This is a genomic window from Rossellomorea sp. GAMAL-10_SWC, assembly GCF_049568075.1.
Classification (GTDB): Bacteria; Bacillota; Bacilli; order Bacillales; family Bacillaceae_G; genus Gottfriedia.
Window position 1 is genome coordinate 4,308,926 of record NZ_CP144911.1, and the last position, 23,270, is coordinate 4,332,195.

Sequence of the window (23,270 nt, forward strand, 5' to 3'; positions counted from 1 at the left end):
TTTAGAAGTAGAAGAGTTTTCTTTCGACAAATTCTTCAACTCTTCATACGTGAACTGTGACGAATATTATGTATTCGTACTAGTTCATGAGATCATTTGTTAATCTGAAAGATATTACACGCATTTTCGAAAGTTCGTTTTTGAACTTCTTCAACTGATATGTTTTTTAAACGTGCAATTTCATCAGCAACAAGTGATACATAGCTAGGTTCGTTTCTTTTTCCTCTATACGGATGTGGTGTTAAGTATGGACAATCCGTTTCGATTAATAGATTTTCTAACGGAATCTCTGTCGCAACTTCTTTTGGTTTTTTTGCATTCTTAAATGTAACTGGTCCTCCTAATGAAATATAGAAGTTCATTTTAATACATTCTTTTGCAGTTTCCACACTTCCGCCGAAGCAGTGCATGATGCCACCTACTTCTGATGCATTTTCTTCTTTTAAAATGGTTACAATGTCTTCTGTTGCGTCTCGATTATGAATGACAATCGGTAGTCCGCATTCTTTTGCTAATTGAATTTGTTTGCGAAATACTTCTTTTTGGATTTCTTTTGGAGATTTATCCCAGTAGTAATCTAATCCAGTTTCACCAATCGCTACTACTTTAGGATGTTTTGATAATTCCTTAATCCATTCAAAATCTTCTTCAGTTGCGTCAATTGCATCAACTGGATGCCAGCCAATAGCTGCATAAAGAAAATCATACTTCTCAATTAATTCCATAGCTTTCGTAATTGTTGGTCGATCAAAGCCAACAACCACTTGATGAACAACTCCTGCTTCCAGTGCTCTACTAATTACTTCTTCAAGGTCTTCTTTGTATTGATCTGCATTTAAATGTACATGTGTATCAAAAAGCATTTTTACTTCCCCTTTGCTCATCTGAGATTTAGTCTAGCATACCGTAAAATTTCTTACCTAACGCACAGTTAACAATTCCGTTACAAAAAGAAACAGTCAAAATTAAGCAATTTCTAATAAATTTTTAAAGATGTTTTAAATTAATTCCATGTTATATCAAGACTTTCTTACTTTTTGAAACAAAATTCTGATAATTTTTTTAGTTTACTATTGTAATCAACCTGTAATATTTTCTTCATATAGTGACATTTTTTAACAATAACTTGTTAACACCTGCCATAAATCAATAAAATATTATCATATTTGTGATTCTTATGATATTTTTACAATTTTCTGCACAATACAACAATTATTTCAGTAAAACAAAACAAAAAAGAAAAGTATTTCATGTTAGTTTTTACACGAAATACTTTTCCTAGTAACATTATTTAATAATAGTACCGTTTGGTAATGATTGATCAATTGTTGCAAGTGATAGCTTACCTTCAATACTTCCTGCAAGGATCATCCCTTCGGATAGTTCCCCTCTTAGCTTTACAGGTTTTAAATTCGTTACGCAGATCACTTTTCTACCAATTAAGTCTTCTGGTTTATAGTATTCCGCTATACCTGATACAACTTGTCTTGATTCATTTCCTAAATCTAATTGAAGTTTTAGAAGTTTTTTTGCTCCTTTTACTGCACCAGCTTCTTTTACTTGAGCAACCTTTAGTTGAACTTTAAAAAACTCATCAATTGTAATTTCAGGAACAGTTTCTTCCACTTTCTCTTCTACCACTGGCTTTACAGTACCTTGCATTTGTTCTTTAATATATGCAACTTCAACCTCTGTCTCTAAACGTGGGAAAATTGGTTCACCCTTTTGTACTCTCGTATCCTCCTGAATTGCTCCAAACTCATTCAGGCTGTCCCATGAAAGAATCTTTTCATCAACTAGTCCTAACTGAGTGAAAATTTTCGATGGAGTCTGAGTTAAGAAAGGTTTTAATAAAATCCCAACTTGACGTAAAGACTCAGCTAAATGTGCCATTACTGAAGCTAGTTCATTTACACGGCTTTCGTCTTTAGCAAGTACCCACGGCTGTGTCTCATCAATATATTTGTTTGTACGACTAACGAACTGCCAAATATTTGTTAATGCAACTGAAAACTCCATATTTTCCATTGCTGCTTCCACAGTTTCCTTCGTGTTCTTTGCCACTTGTTGAAGGTTTTCATCAAAAGCTGTTACTGTTCCATTAACTGCAGGAATATTACCATCAAAATATTTTTGGATCATTGCAATTGTTCGATTTAATAAATTACCTAAATCATTTGCTAAATCAAAATTAATACGGTCAACGAATCCTTCTGGTGTAAAAATACCATCTGATCCAAAAGGAACTTCACGTAATAAATAATATCTTAGAGCATCTAAGCCATATCGGTCGATTAATACTACTGGATCTACAACATTTCCTTTTGATTTACTCATCTTGCCGTCTTTCATTAATAACCATCCGTGAGCAAAGACCTTTTTAGGTAATGGTAAGTCTAATGCCATTAACATAATCGGCCAATAAATCGTATGGAAACGTACAATTTCTTTACCAACTAAATGAACATTCGCTGGCCAATACTTTTTATAGTTTTCTTCATTATCTGAACCATATCCTAAAGCTGTAATATAGTTAGATAAAGCGTCAATCCAAACATAAATTACGTGTTTAGCATTACCAGGTACTTTTACACCCCAGTCGAATGAAGTACGTGAGACAGCTAAATCCTCTAAACCTGGTTTAATGAAATTGTTAATCATTTCATTTTTTCTTGATTCAGGTTGAATAAATTCTGGGTTTTCTTCATAATACTTCAGTAATCGGTCAGCATATTTACTCATTTTAAAGAAATATGACTCTTCTTTAACTAGCTCTACTGGATGACCGCTGTCTGGACTCTTACCACCAATAATTTTTCCTTCTTCATTATATAGTGGATCAACAATTTGTGTTTCAGTATAATATGTTTCATCCGGTACAGAATACCAGCCCTCATACTCGTCCAAATAAATATCACCTTGATCAAGTAATTGCTTGAAAATCTTCTCAACAATTTCTTTATGTCTGCTTTCCGTCGTACGGATAAAGTCATCATAGGAAATATCTAATTTTGTCCATAGGTCCTTAATTCCAACAACGATATCGTCTAAGTATGCTTGCGGTGAGACATTTAATTCCTCAGCTTTTCGTTGAATTTTTTGACCATGTTCATCAGTACCCGTTAAATAAAAAACATCAAAACCTTGAAGTCTTTTATATCTAGCCATTGCATCCCCAGCAACAGTCGTATAAGCATGACCTATATGTAATTTTCCGCTCGGATAATATATTGGGGTTGTAATATAAAAAGTTTTATTACTCATTGACCAAAAATCCTCCTTCAAAAATTTCTAAATATTGACACTAAATTATTCGCATGATTTTGCATTTCATTATAAAATGAAAAATGAGTTATCTGCATATCCCCATCTACTATTACAACTTCATACTTATTTTATAAGTTAAATTTTACACAATAGTAACATCTATTTCTATTATTTCTCATAAATATACATACATTTTCTCTTTAATTAACCCATTTTGGCATAGAAGCATTATGTAGCTCTGTCTTTTGGACTACATAGTACATTTATTTTCATAAAAACTTTATATAGGAGGATTAATTATGAAATCTACAGGAATTGTCCGTAAGGTAGACGAGCTTGGCCGTGTAGTCATTCCAATTGAACTTAGAAGAACACTAAATATCACTGAAAGAGACACACTTGAAATATTTGTTCAGGATGATCGAATTATCCTAAAAAAGTATGAACCAAATATGACTTGTATGATGACGGGAGAAATTTCTCAAAATAATCTTGAGGTTGCTGATGGCAAAATTGTTTTAAGTAAAAAAGGCGCAGAACTTCTAAAATTCGAGATTGAACAATTTATAGCTGATAATAATTAAATTGAAGAGGCTGCCTATTTTAATTGCATTCTCTAAAGGCTAGTAAAAATGAGTAGAGAATTACAAATAAATAAGACAGCCTAACTTCATTTTTAAACCTTATTAAATTTCGTGATATTCTGCGTAGACGTCCCTTTTATTTAATGAACGATCCTTCGCTACAAGTTTTATTGCATCTTTACTTTTTTCATTTTTTTCAATTATGTACCAATCAACATGTTGGTTAATGGTTAGTTCCTGCCACCAACACTCCTCATTGTTTTTCACATCTTCTTCAGATGCCCCTTCTAAAACAACTACAAACTCTCCACGTACTTCTTCATTCGTTGCCCAGTCTATTGCATCACTAACTGTCCCACGTAAAAACTCTTCGAACTTCTTTGTTAATTCTCTACAAAGTACAATTTTTCTGTCACCTAATACTTCAAGAATAACGTGTAACGTTTCTTTTAAACGGTGTGGAGACTCGTATAAAATGACTGTACTACGTTGCCCCTTTAATGGTTCCAATTGCTTCTTCTTATCTTTCTTTTGACGTGACAAGAATCCTATGTATAAAAACGAATCAGTAGGTAGTCCAGATGATATTAAAGATGTTAAAGCAGCATTTGCACCAGGTAAAGGAATGACTGAAATACCTTCTGCTAAACAAAGTTTTACAAGCTCATAACCTGGATCATTTATACATGGCATTCCTGCATCACTTACTAATCCAACTTTTAATCCTCGTTTCAAGTCTTCTACAAGCTTTAACCCTGCTTTTTCTTTATTATGTTCATGATAACTCACTAATGGCGTTGGTATTTCGAAGTGATTACAAAGCTTTTTCGTGTTACGAGTATCCTCCGCTGCAATATAATCCACTTCTTTTAGAATTCGTACCGCTCTAAACGTCATATCTTCTAAGTTACCAATAGGGGTTGGTATTAAATAAAGACAGCCTAATTCTTCATTTAAGAAGCTCTTTTGACTTTTAATCATTACTCGTACCTCCTCTCATATATCGTTCTTTGTTTTCTCTTGATAATTGCTTAAAAGCGTATTCCGCTTGCATCGCTTCTCTTTTAGTTGGGTACTCCTCAAAAAATATACAATTTACAGGTGTCCTACCCCTTGTATACTTTGCACCCTTTCCATCATTGTGCTGTTTTACTCTACGCTCAATATTTGTTGTATACCCTGCATAGAAAGTTGTATCTGAACATTCTAGCACGTATAAATAGTGTTTATGATCTTCCATATAGAATTTCCTTTAACTCATCCGTATACTCGTTATTTTCCTCATATACGTAAATCGGAGGCAAAATTTTAAGGTCAGCCTTACCACCTTTAATACCTTCAATTAGAAGTGTATTAGCTTCCTTTCCCATTTTCGGATAGACAAACTGAATTCTTTTCGGCTCAATACCATGTTTACGCATTGTTGTAACAATATCCAACATACGTCCTGGACGATGAACCATCCCTAATTTTCCACCATGCTTCAAAAGTTGTTTACTTGCATTGATTACTTCTTCTAAATTCGTTTTAATCTCATGTCTCGCTATTGCATAATGCTCATTCATATTCTGTTCAGAAGTCGGAATATCTTGAAAATATGGTGGATTACATGTAACAACATCTACAAATTCTCTACCTATTTTATCTGGTGCATTTTTTAAATCGTCATGAATCATTGATATTTTTTCATCTAACTTGTTATATTCAATGCTTCTTTTAGCCATATCATACAGTCGCTCTTGTATTTCAACACCTATTATATTTGCTTTAGATCTTCGGTGTAACATCAATGGAATAACTCCATTTCCAGAGCATAAATCAACAATTGTACCTTTTTGGATCGGGACATATGTAAAATTCGATAAAAGAACTGCATCTAATGAAAATGAAAAAACAGATGGACTTTGAATAATCCTCATATCATCGGTTAATAAGTAGTCTAAGCGTTCGTCACCTTTAAGCATAATTAGTTCCTTTCAAATTCATACCAATATTAACTTTTAGCATTGCCTAATTGGATAACAATTAACTAGCAATGCATAAAAAGAAGCTATTCCATTTGGAAACAGCGCACTTTCCCTTTTTAAACAGCTTATTTCATAACTGTTTTCTAAAAAGGTAATCGCTCGCTTCTTCCGGAATAGCCTACCATTACTTTTTATCAAAGAAGGATAAACAAAACAGACAGTCCTCACCATGACGTACGCTTCCATAATGTAGATTACAAATATGGAAACCTTCTTGGTACAATCTTGCTAAATTATCATAGCCTTCCCCAAGATCCTTATCCTTTTGTACCTTTTTCTTCTTTGAGTCTTTTATTTGTTCTTTTTCTTCTATACGTTTATTTAGACCTAATCTTTCTCGTAAGTGATCATTCTCAATTTTCGTATAGTGATTTTCTTCTAGTAGCTCAGCAATATATTGTTTTAAATCACTAAGCTGTGTTGATAAATCTTGAATTTGTTCTTCCATATTGGAAAGAGATAAGAATATATTCTTCTTGTCCAATCTTACCACCTCTTAATCTGTGGTTTGTATTGACACGACTCCCTCGTGAATTAAATCATCTAGGGTATACTCCACAACGCGTTCTTTTTTAATCAATTCTACCTGAATAACTCGTTCTAAGATGTTCAATCCTACTACTCTTCCAGGGCCTTCTGCTGTCTTGATGATATCCTCTAAGTCTGGAAGTTGTTCTTTTGCAGCCTCATACTCGTCATTTTCATATTTTAAGCAGCACATTAATCGGCCACAAAGTCCTGAAATCTTCGCCGGGTTAAGAGAAAGGTTTTGATCTTTAGCCATTTTAATGGATACTGGTTCAAAATCACCTAAGAATGTTGAACAACACAACATTCTACCGCAAGGCCCAATCCCACCGAGCATTTTAGCTTCATCACGTACTCCTATTTGTCTTAATTCAATGCGAGTACGGAATACTGCAGCTAAATCCTTTACTAATTCCCTAAAGTCTATTCTACCATCTGCTGTAAAATAAAAGATGACTTTATTTCGGTCAAATGTATATTCGACATCAACTAATTTCATATCTAGTTCATGTTGCATAACTTTACTAGAACAAACTTCATAAGCTTCTTTAGCTGATTGTTTATTCTCTTCAACAATCAAACGATCATGCTCATCAGCTAATCGCATAACTTTTTTTAACGGAAGGACTACGTCATTTTCTCCGACCTTTTTATTTGGCACAACTACTTTTCCAAATTCAATCCCTCTCACCGTCTCAACGATGACAAAAGTATCTTTAGGGATTGCTAATCCATTTGGGTCGAAATAATAGATTTTACCAGCTTTTTTAAAACGTACTCCGACTACTTCGTACACAATCTACAATCCCTCCTGTAGCTCTATAATCATTTGCTCTAAAACCATTAACATATTTGCGTTAGATGTTAATCGCTTTTTAGCAAAAAGGATGATTTCTAAACAAGTGGTTATTTTCTCTAATGAAATACGATTTAATGCTTGTCTCATTAATGGTTCTTCATTTTTAAAAACAACATTTTGATCTTGCTCAGCATATATATATAGCATATCTTTAAAGGCTAATACAAGCATATCAAGCATCATTTGTAACTGTTCCTTCGTATCAAAATGACGAGAAACATTTTGTTGTATGACTAGAAGACTATCTTTTTTTGTCGTTAATAATGCTTCATATAATTCTATCACTAAATCTCTAGCTTGTGCAAACCATTCTTCTTCAGCAATTTGAAGTGCGATTGCCTCACTATTTGTTAATCTTGCTAATAACGGTACTAAGTTTGATTGAAGCTCTATATTAACTAAATGTTCTTCAAAATATTTTGTTGGTAATGGATTGAAATGGATAGATTGACAGCGAGATTGTATCGTTGGCAAAATTTGTTGTACTTGTTCAGTTAATAAGAATGCAGTTGTAATTGAGACCGGCTCTTCCAAAAATTTCAATAAAGAATTAGCCGCATTTGTCGTCATTCGATCAGCATGGTCTATTATATAAATTTTCCGATTTGATTCAACAGCTGTTTTAGAGAATTCTTCTTGTAATTGTTGAATTTGATGTTTCTTTATTGAGGCTTCTTCGGGCTCAATTACATAAACATTTGGGTGATTACCAGAATCGACACGCTTACAATTACGACAAGTTCCACAAGGTGTAGCGCCACTTACATTCTCACATAGTAATACTTTTGTGTAGTATAATGCAAGTTCGCGTTTACCAGTTCCTCTTGGGCCTTCAAATAAGTAAGCATGAGCTACCCTGTTCTTAATTACTGCATTTTTTAACATTTTTGTGGCAACTGGCTGACGCTCGCTTAGTTTCTCCCAAGATGTTTTCATGTTTACACCTACTTATATCTATAAATTAATCAATGATATTTTTAAATTGTAACGTTTTTTAAAATCGTTTTACCAATTACTTAAGCCTAACTTTTGGTCTAAATTCACTATTGATGCAAGTAATTCCCAGTTAAGTTCCGAAAGTATTCTTCTTATTTTATTATACCAGTTCCGTCACGTTATTGTTCATGTAATCAATTTTTGTAAATAATTAAATTTCTTCTATTTTTTCTAAAATGACATTCAAGGTATCAATAAATACTTGATCGACCTGATTTGATGCATCAATTCGTTTAAAGCGCCAAGGCTCTCTCTTCATGATTTCAGCATATCCACTTTGAACTTTTAAATGAAAATCTAGTTCTTCTAAATCCAGTCGATTGATTTCTCTCTCATCTGCTTGGTGAACTCTATTTAGCCCAACTTTAGGGTCTAATTCAAAGTAAATTGTTAAATCCGGCATTAAACCATCGATTGCAAATTGATTGATATTATAAATTTCATCTATTCCGATTCCTCTACCGACACCTTGATATGCAAGCGAGCTATCTACAAATCGATCACACAACACGATTTTTCCTTCTGCCAATGCAGGGATTACCTTCTCTGCTAAATGCTGTCTCCTTGCTGCAGCATAAAGTAGTGCCTCCGTACGCTTGTCCATTTCAATATTCTCTGTGTCTAATATAATATTTCTTATATTTTCAGCGATCCGTATACCACCTGGTTCACGAGTGGATATAAAATTTACACTTCTTTTACGAAGTTCTTCCGATATCATATTTATAATTGTTGTTTTCCCTGCACCCTCTGGTCCTTCAAATGTAATAAATAAAGATTTCAAGTGTGTTTCCTCCTAAACCAATACTTCAATTTGTAAATTTTTATCTTCAATCAAATTTTGAATCGTCATTCCATATTGATATACATCATGAATATAATCAACATGCTTAGTAGTAACTAGTTCACCTTTTAGTAAAATTGGGATTCCTGGTGGATAAGGAACAATATTTTCTGCAGAGATTTCTCCTACCGAATCTGCCAAATCTTTTACCAACTTCCTTTTTTTCTTTAAGTCAGCGTAACTATGTAAAACTGTACTCGTAAAATTAGGTATATTAAGCTTAGGTTGTTTATTTTTAATATAACCCATCGATTCAGTTGCTTTTTTTATTCGATTAATAAGGTCATTAAAATTCATTCTTTCATCTAGCGGAAGGATGAACAGAACATGTCCCCAATCTGATAGTTCAGAATAGATTCCCTCATTTTCAAATATTTCCTGTAGTTGCTTACCGGTCTGTCCTTTTTTACTTTTTACGATTACTTTTAGTAAATCTTGTGTATAGTCTATACGACTTGATGTAACAATTTGGATACTAGATAAATCATTAACTTCTTTAATAAATTCGGCAATTTTCTTTTGAAGTATTTTCACCTTATCATGAGAAAATGTTTCGACAAAACTCCTTGCGTAATCTAAGGAAGCCATGATTGGATAAGAAGGACTGCTACTTTGTAGCATTCTCAGCATTTCTCTTACTTTATCTTTGCAAGCAAGTTTTGATTTTATATGTAAATAGGAACCCATTGTCATTGCAGGCAAAGTTTTATGCGCTGATTGTATGACAATATCGGCACCCATAGAGAGTGCATCATTTGGAAAAGGATCCCCAATTATAAAATGTGTTCCATGTGCCTCATCCACAATCGTTGGGATTTCCATACTATGAGCCAACTCGATTATATTTTTTAAATTTTGAGACATTCCATAGTAATTAGGATTGGTTAAAATGATTGCTTTTGCTTTTGGATAATTTTTTATTACATTCATCGATTGCTCACTGTTTACCCCAAGTGGCTGTCCTAACTCTTCATCAATATCTAATGGCAAGAATATAGGCTTCGCTCCAGCAAGTAAAAGACCATGAAAAATTGACTTATGACAATTGCGTTGTACTAATACTTCGTCATTTTCGCCACATAACGCTAAAATTGCAGCTAGGTTACCCACAGTTGATCCATTTACTAAAAAGAAACTTTCTTCTGCATTGTATGCTTTCGCTAACATTTTTTGAGCCTCACTGATTACTTCTGAAGGGTAATGTAAATCATCTAAGCCATTTAATTCCGTCACATCATAATTTAATATATTTGGTAATCCTAATTCATTTATAAAAGAGTGCTTTCCATTTTTATGACCTGGAACATGTAGAGATATTGTTTCTTTATTTACAAACTGTTTCAGTGCATTTAGTAATGGTATTTTATTCATCAATAACGCTTCCTTTAATTTATGCAATTTATTTATATGTATTGTTATATTAGTATATTTTTTATTGGGTTTTAATTTAAACATTCCAAACTTACTTTTCGACACTTTAATACAACTACCTAATTCGAAAACCAATATTTTATAGACAATATAAAAACCGATTATACTTACAAGTTCTCTCCATTACTTAAAGGCCTAGTCACATAAGGGGTGACCAAACAGTAATAAATTATGGCAGAGGTACCTGTTTATAGAATCGGTCCTTCACTTTATATCTTATTTTAACTTACAAAAACTTATTAGACTACTACTATTAGTCTATTACGCTCGTGCTAATCTCTAATTCGCAATTTCTTCTTTCACTGTACTAATACATCTTAACTTCTCTACAAAGGAATTGTATAGAGGTGCGTCTGTTTCAGTTTTTACGATTTTCTTTTCACACTCTTCACAAACGAATGCTTCAATAATATGAATGCCATGTTCCTTTTTCTCTTCACAAACTATACATTTTGATAAACCATTCACCTTTATTCCTCCTCTAAGTGTTTTTCTGAGTGCAATTTACGATTGATTAAACAATTTTATTTATTATATAGTTTTGCAAATTAAAAATTTTTTATACAATTTAGGGCCTATTTTTTTGTAATATATGAAAATAGTTCTAATTTTGTGCTCTATATTTTAAATATTTTTTTCTAACATGATACTACTTTCCTGTTTTGATCCTATTTTTGTTCCTTTTAACTACTATAAAAGGACTACAATTCGTTTGTAGTCTTAGTCTCGTCACCAAATGCTTGTTTTCTTCGTTACTTCGCCTGCCTTCCTGTGCGGTGCTCATTACCATATAAGGTAAACTCCGTGCCACGAAAGAACTGCTAATTAAGCCAAGGACCTTTAAGTGAAGTATCTGTGAAATTAGCTTTGATTAAATATCTTGGTCAAGTTTTACATAATTTTACTTTGATTTATTAACTATTTTTATATTTATTTTCGTAAATACAAAAAAACATCAGCCTAATAGCTGATGTTTTTTTGTTACCAGGCGACGTTCTACTCTCACAGGGGGAAACCCCCAACTACCATCGACGCTGAAGAGCTTAACTGCCGTGTTCGGTATGGGAACGGGTGTGACCTCTTCGCAATAATCACCTGATTTATAGAGTTGTACTTCGTACCCTCAAAACTAGATAATGTCATTATCAAACTTGTTAGTTAAGTCCTCGACCGATTAGTATCAGTCAGCTCCACGTGTCACCACGCTTCCACCTCTGACCTATCAACCTGATCGTCTCTCAGGGGTCTTACTAGCTTAACGCTATGGGAAATCTCATCTTGAGGGGGGCTTCATGCTTAGATGCTTTCAGCACTTATCCCTTCCACACATAGCTACCCAGCCATGCTCTTGGCAGAACAACTGGTACACCAGCGGTGTGTCCATCCCGGTCCTCTCGTACTAAGGACAGCTCCTCTCAAATTTCCTGCGCCCACGACGGATAGGGACCGAACTGTCTCACGACGTTCTGAACCCAGCTCGCGTACCGCTTTAATGGGCGAACAGCCCAACCCTTGGGACCGACTACAGCCCCAGGATGCGATGAGCCGACATCGAGGTGCCAAACCTCCCCGTCGATGTGGACTCTTGGGGGAGATAAGCCTGTTATCCCCGGGGTAGCTTTTATCCGTTGAGCGATGGCCCTTCCATGCGGAACCACCGGATCACTAAGCCCGACTTTCGTCCCTGCTCGACTTGTAGGTCTCGCAGTCAAGCTCCCTTATGCCTTTACACTCTTCGAATGATTTCCAACCATTCTGAGGGAACCTTTGGGCGCCTCCGTTACTCTTTAGGAGGCGACCGCCCCAGTCAAACTGCCCACCTGACACTGTCTCCGAGCCGGATCACGGCTCTAGGTTAGAATTTCAATACAGCCAGGGTAGTATCCCACCGACGCCTCCACCGAAGCTAGCGCTCCGGCTTCTCAGGCTCCTACCTATCCTGTACAAGCTGTACCAAAATTCAATATCAAGCTGCAGTAAAGCTCCACGGGGTCTTTCCGTCCTGTCGCGGGTAACCTGCATCTTCACAGGTACTATAATTTCACCGAGTCTATGGTTGAGACAGTGCCCAAATCGTTACGCCTTTCGTGCGGGTCGGAACTTACCCGACAAGGAATTTCGCTACCTTAGGACCGTTATAGTTACGGCCGCCGTTTACTGGGGCTTCAATTCAGAGCTTCTCCCGTAAGGGATAACCCCTCCTCTTAACCTTCCAGCACCGGGCAGGCGTCAGCCCCTATACTTCGCCTTGCGGCTTCGCAGAGACCTGTGTTTTTGCTAAACAGTCGCTTGGGCCTTTTCACTGCGGCTCTCCCGGGCATACACCCAAAAGAGCACCCCTTCTCCCGAAGTTACGGGGTCATTTTGCCGAGTTCCTTAACCATAGTTCTCTCGCTCACCTTAGGATTCTCTCCTCGCCTACCTGTGTCGGTTTGCGGTACAGGCACCTATTTCCTCGCTAGAAGCTTTTCTTGGCAGCGTAGAATCAGGAACTTCGGTACTATATTTCCCTCGCCATCACAACTCAGCCTTATGATGTGCGGATTTGCCTACACATCAGCCTAATTGCTTGGACGCGCATATCCAGCAGCGCGCTTACCCTATCTTTCTGCGTCCCTCCATTGCTCAAACGGAAATGAGGTGGTACAGGAATATCAACCTGTTGTCCATCGCCTACGCCTGTCGGCCTCGGCTTAGGTCCTGACTAACCCTGGGAGGACGAGCCTTCCCCAGGAAACCTTAGGCATACGGTGGACGGGATTCTCACCCGTCTTTCGCTACTCATACCGGCATTCTCACTTCTAAGCGCTCCACCAGTCCTTACGATCTAGCTTCAACGCCCTTAGAACGCTCCCCTACCACTGATACCATACGGTATCAATCCGCAGCTTCGGTGATACGTTTAGCCCCGTTACATTTTCGGCGCAGAGTCACTCGACCAGTGAGCTATTACGCACTCTTTAAATGGTGGCTGCTTCTAAGCCAACATCCTGGTTGTCTAAGCAACTCCACATCCTTTTCCACTTAACGTATACTTTGGGACCTTAGCTGGCGGTCTGGGCTGTTTCCCTCTTGACCACGGATCTTATCACTCGTAGTCTGACTCCTATGGATAAGTCATTGGCATTCGGAGTTTGACTGAATTCGGTAACCCGTTGGGGGCCCCTAGTCCAATCAGTGCTCTACCTCCAAGACTCTAACACATAAGGCTAGCCCTAAAGCTATTTCGGGGAGAACCAGCTATCTCCGAGTTCGATTGGAATTTCTCCGCTACCCACACCTCATCCCCGCACTTTTCAACGTGCGTGGGTTCGGACCTCCATTCAGTGTTACCTGAACTTCATCCTGGACATGGGTAGATCACTCGGTTTCGGGTCTACGACCACGTACTATATCGCCCTATTCAGACTCGCTTTCGCTGCGGCTCCGTCTCTTCAACTTAACCTTGCACGGGATCGTAACTCGCCGGTTCATTCTACAAAAGGCACGCCATCACTCGTTAACGAGCTCTGACTATTTGTAAGCACACGGTTTCAGGTTCTCTTTCACTCCCCTTCCGGGGTGCTTTTCACCTTTCCCTCACGGTACTGGTTCACTATCGGTCACTAGGTAGTATTTAGCCTTGGGAGATGGTCCTCCCAGATTCCGACGGAATTTCACGTGTTCCGCCGTACTCAGGATCCACTCAAGAGGGAACGAGGTTTCAACTACAGGGTTTTTACCTTCTTTGACGGACCTTTCCAGGTCGCTTCATTTACCCCGTTCCTTTGTAACTCCGTATAGAGTGTCCTACAACCCCAAGAGGCAAGCCTCTTGGTTTGGGCTATCTTCCGTTTCGCTCGCCGCTACTCAGGAAATCGCTATTGCTTTCTATTCCTCCAGGTACTTAGATGTTTCAGTTCCCTGGGTCTGTCCTCAGTACCCTATGTATTCAGGTAAAGATACTACTCCATTACGAGTAGTGGGTTTCCCCATTCGGAAATCTCCGGATCAAAGCTTACTTACAGCTCCCCGAAGCATATCGGTGTTAGTCCCGTCCTTCATCGACTCCTAGTGCCAAGGCATCCACCGTGCGCCCTTTCTAACTTAACTAATTTTAAAACTAATTGAATTAAACTTACGCAGTTTAATGAATGACATTATCTAGTTTTCAAGGTACAAAATAAAAATGGTGGAGCCTAGCGGGATCGAACCGCTGACCTCCTGCGTGCAAGGCAGGCGCTCTCCCAGCTGAGCTAAGGCCCCAAACATAAAAAAAGAAAGATATGGTGGGCCTAAATGGACTCGAACCATCGACCTCACGCTTATCAGGCGTGCGCTCTAACCAGCTGAGCTATAGGCCCATATCTAAAAATGAAGGATAATCCTTCAAAACTAAACAAAACGATGAAGAAACATTTCATACATGAACCATCGGTTCATGATGTCTCCATAGAAAGGAGGTGATCCAGCCGCACCTTCCGATACGGCTACCTTGTTACGACTTCACCCCAATCATCTGTCCCACCTTAGGCGGCTGGCCCCTAAAAGGTTACCCCACCGACTTCGGGTGTTACAAACTCTCGTGGTGTGACGGGCGGTGTGTACAAGGCCCGGGAACGTATTCACCGCGGCATGCTGATCCGCGATTACTAGTGATTCCGGCTTCATGTAGGCGAGTTGCAGCCTACAATCCGAACTGAGAATAGTTTTATGGGATTAGCTCCACCTCGCGGTCTTGCAACCCTTTGTACTATCCATTGTAGCACGTGTGTAGCCCAGGTCATAAGGGGCATGATGATTTGACGTCATCCCCACCTTCCTCCGGTTTGTCACCGGCAGTCACCTTAGAGTGCCCAACTAAATGCTGGCAACTAAGATCAAGGGTTGCGCTCGTTGCGGGACTTAACCCAACATCTCACGACACGAGCTGACGACAACCATGCACCACCTGTCACTCTGTCCCCGAAGGGAAAGCCCTATCTCTAGGGTTGTCAGAGGATGTCAAGACCTGGTAAGGTTCTTCGCGTTGCTTCGAATTAAACCACATGCTCCACCACTTGTGCGGGCCCCCGTCAATTCCTTTGAGTTTCAGTCTTGCGACCGTACTCCCCAGGCGGAGTGCTTAATGCGTTAACTTCAGCACTAAAGGGCGGAAACCCTCTAACACTTAGCACTCATCGTTTACAGCGTGGACTACCAGGGTATCTAATCCTGTTTGCTCCCCACGCTTTCGCGCCTCAGCGTCAGTTACAGACCAGAAAGTCGCCTTCGCCACTGGTGTTCCTCCAAATCTCTACGCATTTCACCGCTACACTTGGAATTCCACTTTCCTCTTCTGCACTCAAGTTTCCCAGTTTCCAATGACCCTCCCCGGTTGAGCCGGGGGCTTTCACATCAGACTTAAGAAACCGCCTGCGCGCGCTTTACGCCCAATAATTCCGGACAACGCTTGCCACCTACGTATTACCGCGGCTGCTGGCACGTAGTTAGCCGTGGCTTTCTGGTTAGGTACCGTCAAGGTGCCAGCTTATTCAACTAGCACTTATTCTTCCCTAACAACAGAGCTTTACGACCCGAAGGCCTTCATCGCTCACGCGGCGTTGCTCCGTCAGACTTTCGTCCATTGCGGAAGATTCCCTACTGCTGCCTCCCGTAGGAGTCTGGGCCGTGTCTCAGTCCCAGTGTGGCCGATCACCCTCTCAGGTCGGCTACGCATCGTCGCCTTGGTGAGCCGTTACCTCACCAACTAGCTAATGCGCCGCGGGCCCATCTGTAAGTGATAGCCGAAGCCATCTTTCAATAAAGGAACAGGAGTTCCTTTATGTCATCCGGTATTAGCTCCGGTTTCCCGAAGTTATCCCAGTCTTACAGGTAGGTTGCCCACGTGTTACTCACCCGTCCGCCGCTAACTAACGGGAGCAAGCTCCCATTAGTCCGCTCGACTTGCATGTATTAGGCACGCCGCCAGCGTTCGTCCTGAGCCAGGATCAAACTCTCCATAAAAGTTAAGTTTAAATCTTGTATTGCTCAAAAAACTAATAATTGACGTTTACTTCATGTTTTGTTTAGTTTTCAAAGATCATCTTTTTTTCAACAACTTAATCAGTTTATCACCTTCGACAAAATCTGTCAACAGTTGTTTTTTTCTTTTTTTTGTTATCGCCATCAGCGACGTATATAAATATAACATCCCCTCAATAAATGGTCAACAGTTTTTTTAAAACTTTTTTTATATATTTTTTTAAACGATATAAATACCAATTACACTTAACGCTACAATACCTGGAACACCTAATACACTTAAGAATGCACAAGTAACAGTATTAATTGGAATATGAAAATTATTTGAAGCTAAAGCATAGTTTAATATAAATACAATCATGACACATACAATGCCTCTTAGTACGTATTTGCTAATTAGTTTCAAAGCTTTAACTGGCAGACCTACTAATAATAGAAATAAGATTACAAACAATACAACTGAAATCATAATAATACTATTCACCACAAAAAAACTCCCCTCATATAACTTGTACACCTTTTACTAAGATTGTATGAGAAAAGGAACTAATCAATGACAAAAAAACAATAATAAAAAAGAGCCTATTGCCTAAACAATAAACTCTTTTATCTATTTCATTTTTGTTATTAAAACATTTCTAGCCTTTGCTTCTTTTAATAAGAAGAAATATTTAGCCTGATAAAGCTTAACATGGATTAATAGATCATCTGGTGGATCTACACTTCTTTCCATTAATTCGACCTGACTTAAGTAAATATCTTTGTAGTCATGTAGTCTATCAACTAGCTTTTCATCAAATTCTTTACGAATCTTTCCTTTTTTTCGAAAAAAACCCATGGTCTCTCTCCATTAATCAGTTTCTAAAGTTCTCTTCTACCTTCCAGTGCTTTCGAGAGTGTAACCTCATCTGCATATTCTAAGTCTCCGCCTACTGGTAGACCATGTGCGATTCGAGTAATTTTTATACCCGTAGATTTTAATAGCCTAGAAATATACATAGCAGTTGCTTCACCCTCGATATTCGGGTTGGTAGCTAAAATAATTTCTTGAACTACATCATCTTTTAGTCTGCTCAATAATTCCATAATTTTAATGTCTTCAGGTCCAACTCCCTCCATAGGAGAAATTGCACCATGAAGTACATGATATAAACCTTGATATTCTCTCATTTTTTCCATAGCAATAACATCTTTCGTATCTTGCACTACGCATATCGTAGATCTGTCTCTATGTTGATCACTACAAATATAACAAGGGTCTTGGTCAGTTATATGGCCACATTCTGAACAGTAAAGTAGTTTTCTTTTTGCATCTATCATTGATTTTGCAAAGTCTAACACGTCGTCTTGCTTCATATCTAACATGAAAAACGCCAGTCGGACGGCCGTCTTGGGACCAACCCCTGGCAATTTCATAAAACTATCTATTAATTTGGATATCGGCTCAGGGTAATGCATTGTCTTACCCTTAAAATAATCCTGGAATATTCATTCCTTTAGTAAACTGCCCCATTGTTTTAGCTGTTTCTTCTTCAATTTGTTTAATAGCATCATTAGTTGCAGTTAAAACTAGATCTTGTAGCATTTCAATATCTTCTGGATCTACTACATCCTCCTTAATTGTAACTTCAACAATTTGTTTTAAACCATTAGCTTTAACAGTTACCATTCCACCGCCAGCTGTACCAACAAATGTACGCTCGTTTAATTCATTTTGTGCTTGTTCCATTTGCTTTTGCATTTTTTGCATTTGTTTCATCATATTATTCATATTGCCCATTCCGCCACGCATCATTTTCATTTCCTCCAATATAGTTATTCTTTAATAATGACTAAATCTTCACCAACAAGATTGATTGCCTCTTGTACAATTGGTGAAACTTCTGTTGAAGTCTCTTTTTGTTTCGTTGTATTTAAAAATGAATCCCTAGTCGATCTCCAATCTTCTTCGGGAATTGCTAACATACTCATTTCTGCACCTAATAAATTCGATAATGTTTGATTAATCGTTGTTAAGTGCTCTTGTTCACCATTATTATTGATTAAATCACATATTGTCTCTGATTTAAAAGCAACAATACATTGTTCAGAAGAAGCTGCCACAACTTCACCATATGATACTAATGTAGCAGTAGAAACCTTATTTAGTTGCCTTAATTGATCTTGAAGTGATGTCCAAACTGCTAAAACTTTATTCTTTTCTGGTTTAGAAGCAGCTCTTAATACACCTTGGATTAAACTACTTGGTATTTTCGAACGAGATGTAGTCGATTTCGGTTTTGGACTAGTAGAGGAATCATTCGTTCCACTTACTGTAATACCATTTTCCTTTAAAAATTTCACTTCTTTTTCAAGAGCGTTAATTTTATTAATTAACGGTGTCAGCTCGTCCTGTTTTTTACCTATATCGCTCACGGAAGCTTTTTGACAAAGTTGTACAATTGCTACCTCAAGTAATACTCTTGGATGATTAGTCCATTTCATTTCTTGCTGACTTTTACTTAATGAAGCGATAATCTGATAAACTAACTCATCATTGTATGCATCGCAAAGCTCTTTAAATCGATCACTAATTGTTGCTCTCTCAAGTAATTCAATCGTACTTGGTGAGTGCCTATATAATAGAAGATCTCGATAATAAACTGTTAAATCTTCTATAAAACGAACTGGATCTTTACCTTGATTTAATAGTTCTTCAATATTAGTCAAACAAACTGACACATTACCATCTATTATTGCTGAAACAACAGATATTAAACGTTCTTGAGCCACTGTGCCTGTTACCGCTAAAACATCATCTAATGAAATAGATTCATCGCTATATGAGATAGCTTGATCCAGAATGCTTAGTGCATCCCTCATTCCACCTTCAGCTGCACGAGATAACATCATCAAAGCTTCTGGTTCAATTGCTGTTTGCTGATGATTCAGAACAACTGTCAATCGATCTGAAATCGTTTGGGCACTTATCTTATGAAAGTCAAAACGTTGACATCTTGATAGAATCGTCAATGGTATTTTATGTGGTTCAGTAGTAGCTAATATAAAGATAACGTGACTTGGAGGCTCTTCTAATGTTTTTAATAATGCATTAAAAGCCCCTATTGATAACATATGGACCTCATCTATTATGTACACTTTAAATTTGCCTACAGAAGGAGCATATTTAACTTTTTCTCGAATATCACGTATTTCATCTACACCATTGTTTGATGCAGCATCAATCTCAATTACATCTGAAATTGATCCATCAGTAATTCCTTTACAAATGGCACACTCATTACAAGGTTCATTAGTAGGTGCATGTTCACAATTTAAAGCTTTTGCAAAGATTTTTGCTGTACTCGTTTTACCTGTTCCACGCGGACCTGTAAACAAATAGGCATGTGATACTTTTTGCTGAAGAAGGGAGTTTTGTAACGTTCGTATAATGTGATCTTGACCCACGACATCTTTAAATTGCTGCGGTCTCCACAAACGATATAATGCTTGATAAGTCAATTGGTTTCCTCCTTCTTACAAAGTCATCATTATTATACCCTATGTAATGATTTCATGGAAAATATTTTAAAGAAAACAAAAAAACTCACTCAAAATTGAGTGAGTTTTTATAAAGTTACTGCCGTGCACCACTCGTCGATGCACTACCCCAGGCGTTACTTAAACAGTTAGCTCGGCCCAGGCACCCCTACGGCACACGAGATGGCTCACTTATTGCTGCTTCCTTCCGGACCTGACAAGGTTCATGAGTTCTCGTTGCGTAGGACCCAGACGTCAACACCACTTATTTAAGGCAGACCCTGAAATAGATACACCTCGGAGTGGAATTCAGTCTCGCTAGAGCGGATTGCGAGTACAGGGCACCGCTACCTCCCCACCTAGCACGGCAAAGTTATAACCTAATTTTAAACCGCTGATTGAAGCGGTAGTTAAAGTATATACGAACCGAAATAAAAAATCAATCCTTGTCCTTATGAAGGTAAATTTTTCTTTCTGGATCGCAACTCTCTAAAGAAATTCGTTAATAATTTACCACATTCTTCTTCTAATATACCCGAACTAACTTCACAGCGATGGTTAAATCGATCTTCTTGCAAAAGATTATATATTGATCCTCCACAACCTGCTTTCGGGTCTTTTGCACCGTAAACGACTTTTGGAATTCTTGATTGAATGATGGCACCCGCACACATCGGACAAGGTTCCAACGTTACATATAGTGTTGTTTCCTCTAATCGCCAAGAATCAATGACTTTACACGCATCTTCTATTGTACTCATTTCTGCGTGACCTAAGGCAGTTTGTTTTGTTTCACGTAAATTATAACCTCGTGCAATGACTTGGTCGTTGTAAACTAATACAGCTCCAATAGGTACTTCCCCTATTTGCTGTGCTTTTAGTGCTTCCTCTATTGCCAACTTCATATAAAACTCATCTTTATTCAAACTTTACACCTCTTTATTTCTTTAACAAACAAATATTCTTTTTACGAGAAGATAAACTAAACATAGATTGGAGTGAAGCCGATTGAATTCTTCAAATCAAAAAGACAAGCAGTTGCCTGCATTATTAATTATCGATTTAATCAACTCATTTACATTTAAGCATGGAAGTGTTCTTGCGGAAAAATCAATCCATATGGTTCCGAAAATAAATTACATAAGAGACATTTTTAAAAACAAAAAACTTCCTACTATATATGTTAACGATTATTATAAAATCGAAAAACCGACTCAAGAAAAACTTATTAAGCATTGTTTAAACCCTCTAAGCTACGACTTAATAAAACAGATACAACCAAACGAGGAAGATTATTTTATCTTTAAGCCTAACTACTCAGGTTTTTACTTAACAAACTTAGATCAATTACTTAAAAAATTAAACATTACCCATTTGGTTATTGTAGGTGTTGCAGGAAATCGTTGTGTACTTTTTACAGCAAATGATGCATTTATGCGGGATTATAACTTAATTATACCTCAAGATGCAATTTCCTCGGTTACTGATTATGATGAGAAGGTTGCAATTTATATGATGAAAGACATATTAAATGCAACGGTGATTCAAACTCAGGAAATCGAAGAAATAATTAATCATTTAGTGAGCATCAATTATCAGTAATTGGAAAAATTTTAAAATGGTATTCCGTCTGACTACAGTATGTTAAAATAGTTTCTGTATGTTTTTTGAGTATGATACGGAATTTGACTAGTAAGGAGGACAAGAGATGATACGTGTACCTTTTATAACAGTAGAAGGACCTATTGGTGTCGGAAAAACATCTCTATCCAAAGCGATCTCTGAACACTTTCATTATGAACTATTAAAAGAAATTGTAGATGAAAATCCTTTTTTGGGTAAGTTTTATACGGACATTGAAGAGTGGAGTTTCCAAACAGAAATGTTTTTCCTTTGTAATCGATTTAAACAATTAGAAGATATAGACAGAATGTTTCTTAATAAATCGATTCCAGTGGTTGCAGACTACCACATCCTTAAGAATTTAATTTTTGCTAGCAGAACATTAAAAGACAAGCAGCATGATAAATATTTAAAAATATATCAAATATTAACTGAGGATATGCCAAGGCCAAATGTGGTTATTTACTTAACCGCTAGCCTTGAGACGCTACAAAAGCGCATTCAGCTTCGTGGTAGAGAATTCGAACAATTGATCGAGGACCAGTACCTACTTCAGTTAATTGAAGATTACGAGACACACATGAAAGAATTTCAAGCTAAATACCCTGAAATTCCAGTACTAAAATTTGACGGTGATCAAATTGACTTCGTTAATAACCCGAGAGATTTAACGATGATACTTGAATCGTTAGAAAACACCTTACAAAAGGAGCTAAGAAGTATATGAATTTACGTGAAAAATACGGAATACGAAATGATGCAGTTATTACAATTGCTGGGACAGTAGGTGTAGGAAAATCTACTATGACCAATGCACTTGCAGATGCGTTAAACTTTCGTACATCATTTGAAAAAGTAGATACAAACCCATACCTAGATAAATTTTATCAAGATTTTGCTCGTTGGAGCTTCCATTTACAAATATACTTCTTAGCAGAGCGATTCAAAGAACAAAAAAGAATGTTTGAATACGGTGGTGGATTTATCCAAGACCGTTCAATTTATGAGGATACTGGCATCTTCGCGAAAATGCATTACGAAAAAGGAACAATGAGTGAAGTAGACTACGAAACATATACTAGCCTTTTTGATGCTATGGTTATGTCACCGTATTTCCCTGCTCCTGATTTATTAATTTACTTAGAAGGAACATTCGATGAAGTCGTTGAGCGAATTAAAGAGCGTGGACGTCCAATGGAGCAACAAACTCCTATTGAATATTGGAAAGAAATGAATACACGTTACGAAAACTGGATTAATAACTTTAATGCATGTCCCGTACTTCGTTTAAGTATTAGCGAGTATGATTTAATTAAAAATGAATCTTCTGTAGAAGAAATCGTTAAGAAGATTGGAAACGTACTAAATCATTCACAAAAATATATGAAATCTAGATAATAATGAAATGTGGAATGTGTTTTTAAAGCAAGACATTCACTTAATTAGTAAATATATATAAAAAGGCTGCAAACTGTATCATGTAAAGTTTGCAGCCTTTTTCTCTGTCATTTAACGATATAAGAAAAAAAACAAAAAACTCGTTACAATAATGTAACGAGTCTTAAATATATATGCACTCTTTTAATTTG

At 37.2% G+C, this 23,270-nt stretch carries 21 protein-coding genes, 2 tRNA genes, 3 rRNA genes and 1 other RNA gene; 4 read left to right on the forward strand and 23 right to left on the reverse strand.

The genetic code is table 11. The features are described from left to right. Nucleotides 1–92: 92 nt before the first annotated feature. Together V5E38_RS20975 and metG are read right to left on the reverse strand one after the other, a co-directional pair. Nucleotides 93–863, reverse strand: coding sequence for a TatD family hydrolase (locus tag V5E38_RS20975; protein WP_097979274.1), 771 nt, complete (start codon nt 861–863; stop codon nt 93–95). A 424-nt stretch (nt 864–1,287) separates the two neighbouring features. Then, nucleotides 1,288–3,264, reverse strand: coding sequence for a methionine--tRNA ligase (gene metG / locus V5E38_RS20980; RefSeq protein ID WP_499211338.1), 1,977 nt, complete (start codon nt 3,262–3,264; stop codon nt 1,288–1,290). Nucleotides 3,265–3,566: 302 nt separating this feature from the next. Here metG and abrB point away from each other — a divergent pair, with 302 nt between their 5' ends. Next, on the forward strand, nt 3,567–3,851 hold the full coding sequence (gene abrB / locus V5E38_RS20985; protein ID WP_069033946.1) for a transition state genes transcriptional regulator AbrB: 285 nt from the start codon (nt 3,567–3,569) through the stop codon (nt 3,849–3,851). Nucleotides 3,852–3,953: 102 nt separating this feature from the next. On the opposite strand, the gene rsmI is transcribed toward abrB, so the two are convergent. From rsmI to tadA, 21 genes are all read right to left on the reverse strand, one after another. Beyond that, complete coding sequence (gene rsmI / locus V5E38_RS20990) at nt 3,954–4,829, reverse strand: 16S rRNA (cytidine(1402)-2'-O)-methyltransferase (protein WP_499213615.1); 876 nt, start codon at nt 4,827–4,829, stop codon at nt 3,954–3,956. Continuing rightward, on the reverse strand, nt 4,825–5,091 hold the full coding sequence (locus V5E38_RS20995) for a GIY-YIG nuclease family protein (RefSeq protein ID WP_098862334.1): 267 nt from the start codon (nt 5,089–5,091) through the stop codon (nt 4,825–4,827). The genes rsmI and V5E38_RS20995 overlap by 5 nt, the downstream gene beginning before the upstream one ends. Further along, a complete protein-coding gene (locus V5E38_RS21000; RefSeq protein ID WP_499213616.1) occupies nt 5,078–5,818 on the reverse strand; it encodes a tRNA1(Val) (adenine(37)-N6)-methyltransferase in 741 nt (246 codons plus the stop codon). Before V5E38_RS21000 ends, V5E38_RS20995 begins: the two co-directional genes overlap by 14 nt. A 184-nt stretch (nt 5,819–6,002) precedes the next feature. Continuing rightward, on the reverse strand, nt 6,003–6,362 hold the full coding sequence (yabA, locus tag V5E38_RS21005; RefSeq protein ID WP_069033942.1) for a DNA replication initiation control protein YabA: 360 nt from the start codon (nt 6,360–6,362) through the stop codon (nt 6,003–6,005). A gap of 12 nt (nt 6,363–6,374) precedes the next feature. After that, complete coding sequence (locus V5E38_RS21010) at nt 6,375–7,202, reverse strand: PSP1 domain-containing protein (RefSeq protein WP_499211339.1); 828 nt, start codon at nt 7,200–7,202, stop codon at nt 6,375–6,377. Nucleotides 7,203–7,205: 3 nt separating this feature from the next. Continuing rightward, nucleotides 7,206–8,201, reverse strand: a complete 996-nt coding sequence (gene holB, locus V5E38_RS21015; RefSeq protein WP_499211340.1) for a DNA polymerase III subunit delta' — start codon at nt 8,199–8,201, stop codon at nt 7,206–7,208. A gap of 211 nt (nt 8,202–8,412) precedes the next feature. Beyond that, entirely contained in the window at nt 8,413–9,045 is a 633-nt protein-coding gene (gene tmk / locus V5E38_RS21020) for a dTMP kinase (protein WP_499211341.1), read from the reverse strand. A 12-nt stretch (nt 9,046–9,057) separates the two neighbouring features. Next, on the reverse strand, nt 9,058–10,476 hold the full coding sequence (locus V5E38_RS21025; RefSeq protein WP_499211342.1) for an aminotransferase class I/II-fold pyridoxal phosphate-dependent enzyme: 1,419 nt from the start codon (nt 10,474–10,476) through the stop codon (nt 9,058–9,060). A gap of 339 nt (nt 10,477–10,815) precedes the next feature. Beyond that, complete coding sequence (locus V5E38_RS21030; protein ID WP_286133695.1) at nt 10,816–11,004, reverse strand: sigma factor G inhibitor Gin; 189 nt, start codon at nt 11,002–11,004, stop codon at nt 10,816–10,818. A gap of 515 nt (nt 11,005–11,519) precedes the next feature. Then, nucleotides 11,520–11,635: ribosomal RNA gene (rrf, locus tag V5E38_RS21035) — 5S ribosomal RNA — on the reverse strand. A gap of 55 nt (nt 11,636–11,690) precedes the next feature. After that, nucleotides 11,691–14,628 (reverse strand): 23S ribosomal RNA (locus tag V5E38_RS21040). A 77-nt stretch (nt 14,629–14,705) separates the two neighbouring features. Beyond that, a tRNA-Ala gene (locus V5E38_RS21045) sits at nt 14,706–14,781 on the reverse strand. 21 nt (nt 14,782–14,802) lie between these two features. After that, nucleotides 14,803–14,879: transfer RNA gene (locus tag V5E38_RS21050), tRNA-Ile, on the reverse strand. Nucleotides 14,880–14,971: 92 nt separating this feature from the next. Beyond that, nucleotides 14,972–16,521 (reverse strand): 16S ribosomal RNA (locus tag V5E38_RS21055). The 16S, 23S and 5S rRNA genes sit together here with 2 tRNA genes alongside, the layout of an rRNA operon. A gap of 238 nt (nt 16,522–16,759) precedes the next feature. Then, the gene (locus tag V5E38_RS21060) at nt 16,760–17,023 is read right to left on the reverse strand and encodes a pro-sigmaK processing inhibitor BofA family protein (RefSeq protein WP_175495675.1); all 264 of its coding nucleotides are present in this window, start codon (nt 17,021–17,023) and stop codon (nt 16,760–16,762) included. Nucleotides 17,024–17,149: 126 nt separating this feature from the next. Next, nucleotides 17,150–17,377 (reverse strand): YaaL family protein, encoded by a 228-nt coding sequence (locus tag V5E38_RS21065; protein ID WP_056471200.1) that lies wholly within the window; start codon nt 17,375–17,377, stop codon nt 17,150–17,152. Between the two features lie 23 nt (nt 17,378–17,400). Next, the gene (recR, locus tag V5E38_RS21070) at nt 17,401–17,997 is read right to left on the reverse strand and encodes a recombination mediator RecR (RefSeq protein WP_088073029.1); all 597 of its coding nucleotides are present in this window, start codon (nt 17,995–17,997) and stop codon (nt 17,401–17,403) included. A 10-nt stretch (nt 17,998–18,007) separates the two neighbouring features. Then, nucleotides 18,008–18,334: a YbaB/EbfC family nucleoid-associated protein gene (locus tag V5E38_RS21075; protein WP_335486849.1), complete on the reverse strand. Its 327-nt coding sequence runs from the start codon at nt 18,332–18,334 to the stop codon at nt 18,008–18,010. 20 nt (nt 18,335–18,354) lie between these two features. Next, on the reverse strand, nt 18,355–20,040 hold the full coding sequence (dnaX, locus tag V5E38_RS21080; RefSeq protein ID WP_499211343.1) for a DNA polymerase III subunit gamma/tau: 1,686 nt from the start codon (nt 20,038–20,040) through the stop codon (nt 18,355–18,357). A 121-nt stretch (nt 20,041–20,161) separates the two neighbouring features. Then, nucleotides 20,162–20,426, reverse strand: an RNA gene (gene ffs / locus V5E38_RS21085) — signal recognition particle sRNA large type. 84 nt (nt 20,427–20,510) lie between these two features. Further along, the gene (gene tadA / locus V5E38_RS21090) at nt 20,511–20,984 is read right to left on the reverse strand and encodes a tRNA adenosine(34) deaminase TadA (RefSeq protein ID WP_097978831.1); all 474 of its coding nucleotides are present in this window, start codon (nt 20,982–20,984) and stop codon (nt 20,511–20,513) included. An 82-nt stretch (nt 20,985–21,066) separates the two neighbouring features. On the opposite strand from tadA, the gene V5E38_RS21095 reads away from it, so the two are divergent. The 3 genes from V5E38_RS21095 (at nt 21,067) to V5E38_RS21105 (ending at nt 23,079) form a co-directional block, all read left to right on the forward strand. After that, nucleotides 21,067–21,660 carry a cysteine hydrolase family protein gene (locus tag V5E38_RS21095; RefSeq protein WP_499211344.1) on the forward strand — a complete coding sequence of 198 codons (594 nt, stop codon included), beginning with the start codon at nt 21,067–21,069 and terminating at the stop codon, nt 21,658–21,660. Nucleotides 21,661–21,766: 106 nt separating this feature from the next. After that, nucleotides 21,767–22,408: a deoxynucleoside kinase gene (locus tag V5E38_RS21100; RefSeq protein WP_097978829.1), complete on the forward strand. Its 642-nt coding sequence runs from the start codon at nt 21,767–21,769 to the stop codon at nt 22,406–22,408. Then, nucleotides 22,405–23,079: a deoxynucleoside kinase gene (locus V5E38_RS21105; protein ID WP_056471221.1), complete on the forward strand. Its 675-nt coding sequence runs from the start codon at nt 22,405–22,407 to the stop codon at nt 23,077–23,079. The genes V5E38_RS21100 and V5E38_RS21105 overlap by 4 nt, the downstream gene beginning before the upstream one ends. The last annotated feature ends 191 nt before the right edge of the window (nt 23,080–23,270 follow it).

What these genes read in the sequence shown, in the direction of transcription:
- V5E38_RS21065 (WP_056471200.1), bottom strand. Translation starts at nt 17,377, where the DNA reads ATGGGTTTTTTTCGAAAAAAAGGAAAGATTCGTAAAGAATTTGATGAA.
- abrB (WP_069033946.1), top strand. Translation starts at nt 3,567, where the DNA reads ATGAAATCTACAGGAATTGTCCGTAAGGTAGACGAGCTTGGCCGTGTA.
- V5E38_RS21100 (WP_097978829.1), top strand. Translation starts at nt 21,767, where the DNA reads ATGATACGTGTACCTTTTATAACAGTAGAAGGACCTATTGGTGTCGGA.
- V5E38_RS20995 (WP_098862334.1), bottom strand. Translation starts at nt 5,091, where the DNA reads ATGGAAGATCATAAACACTATTTATACGTGCTAGAATGTTCAGATACA.
- metG (WP_499211338.1), bottom strand. Translation starts at nt 3,264, where the DNA reads ATGAGTAATAAAACTTTTTATATTACAACCCCAATATATTATCCGAGC.
- holB (WP_499211340.1), bottom strand. Translation starts at nt 8,201, where the DNA reads ATGAAAACATCTTGGGAGAAACTAAGCGAGCGTCAGCCAGTTGCCACA.
- V5E38_RS21025 (WP_499211342.1), bottom strand. Translation starts at nt 10,476, where the DNA reads ATGAATAAAATACCATTACTAAATGCACTGAAACAGTTTGTAAATAAA.
- recR (WP_088073029.1), bottom strand. Translation starts at nt 17,997, where the DNA reads ATGCATTACCCTGAGCCGATATCCAAATTAATAGATAGTTTTATGAAA.
- V5E38_RS20975 (WP_097979274.1), bottom strand. Translation starts at nt 863, where the DNA reads ATGCTTTTTGATACACATGTACATTTAAATGCAGATCAATACAAAGAA.
- V5E38_RS21075 (WP_335486849.1), bottom strand. Translation starts at nt 18,334, where the DNA reads ATGATGCGTGGCGGAATGGGCAATATGAATAATATGATGAAACAAATG.
- V5E38_RS21105 (WP_056471221.1), top strand. Translation starts at nt 22,405, where the DNA reads ATGAATTTACGTGAAAAATACGGAATACGAAATGATGCAGTTATTACA.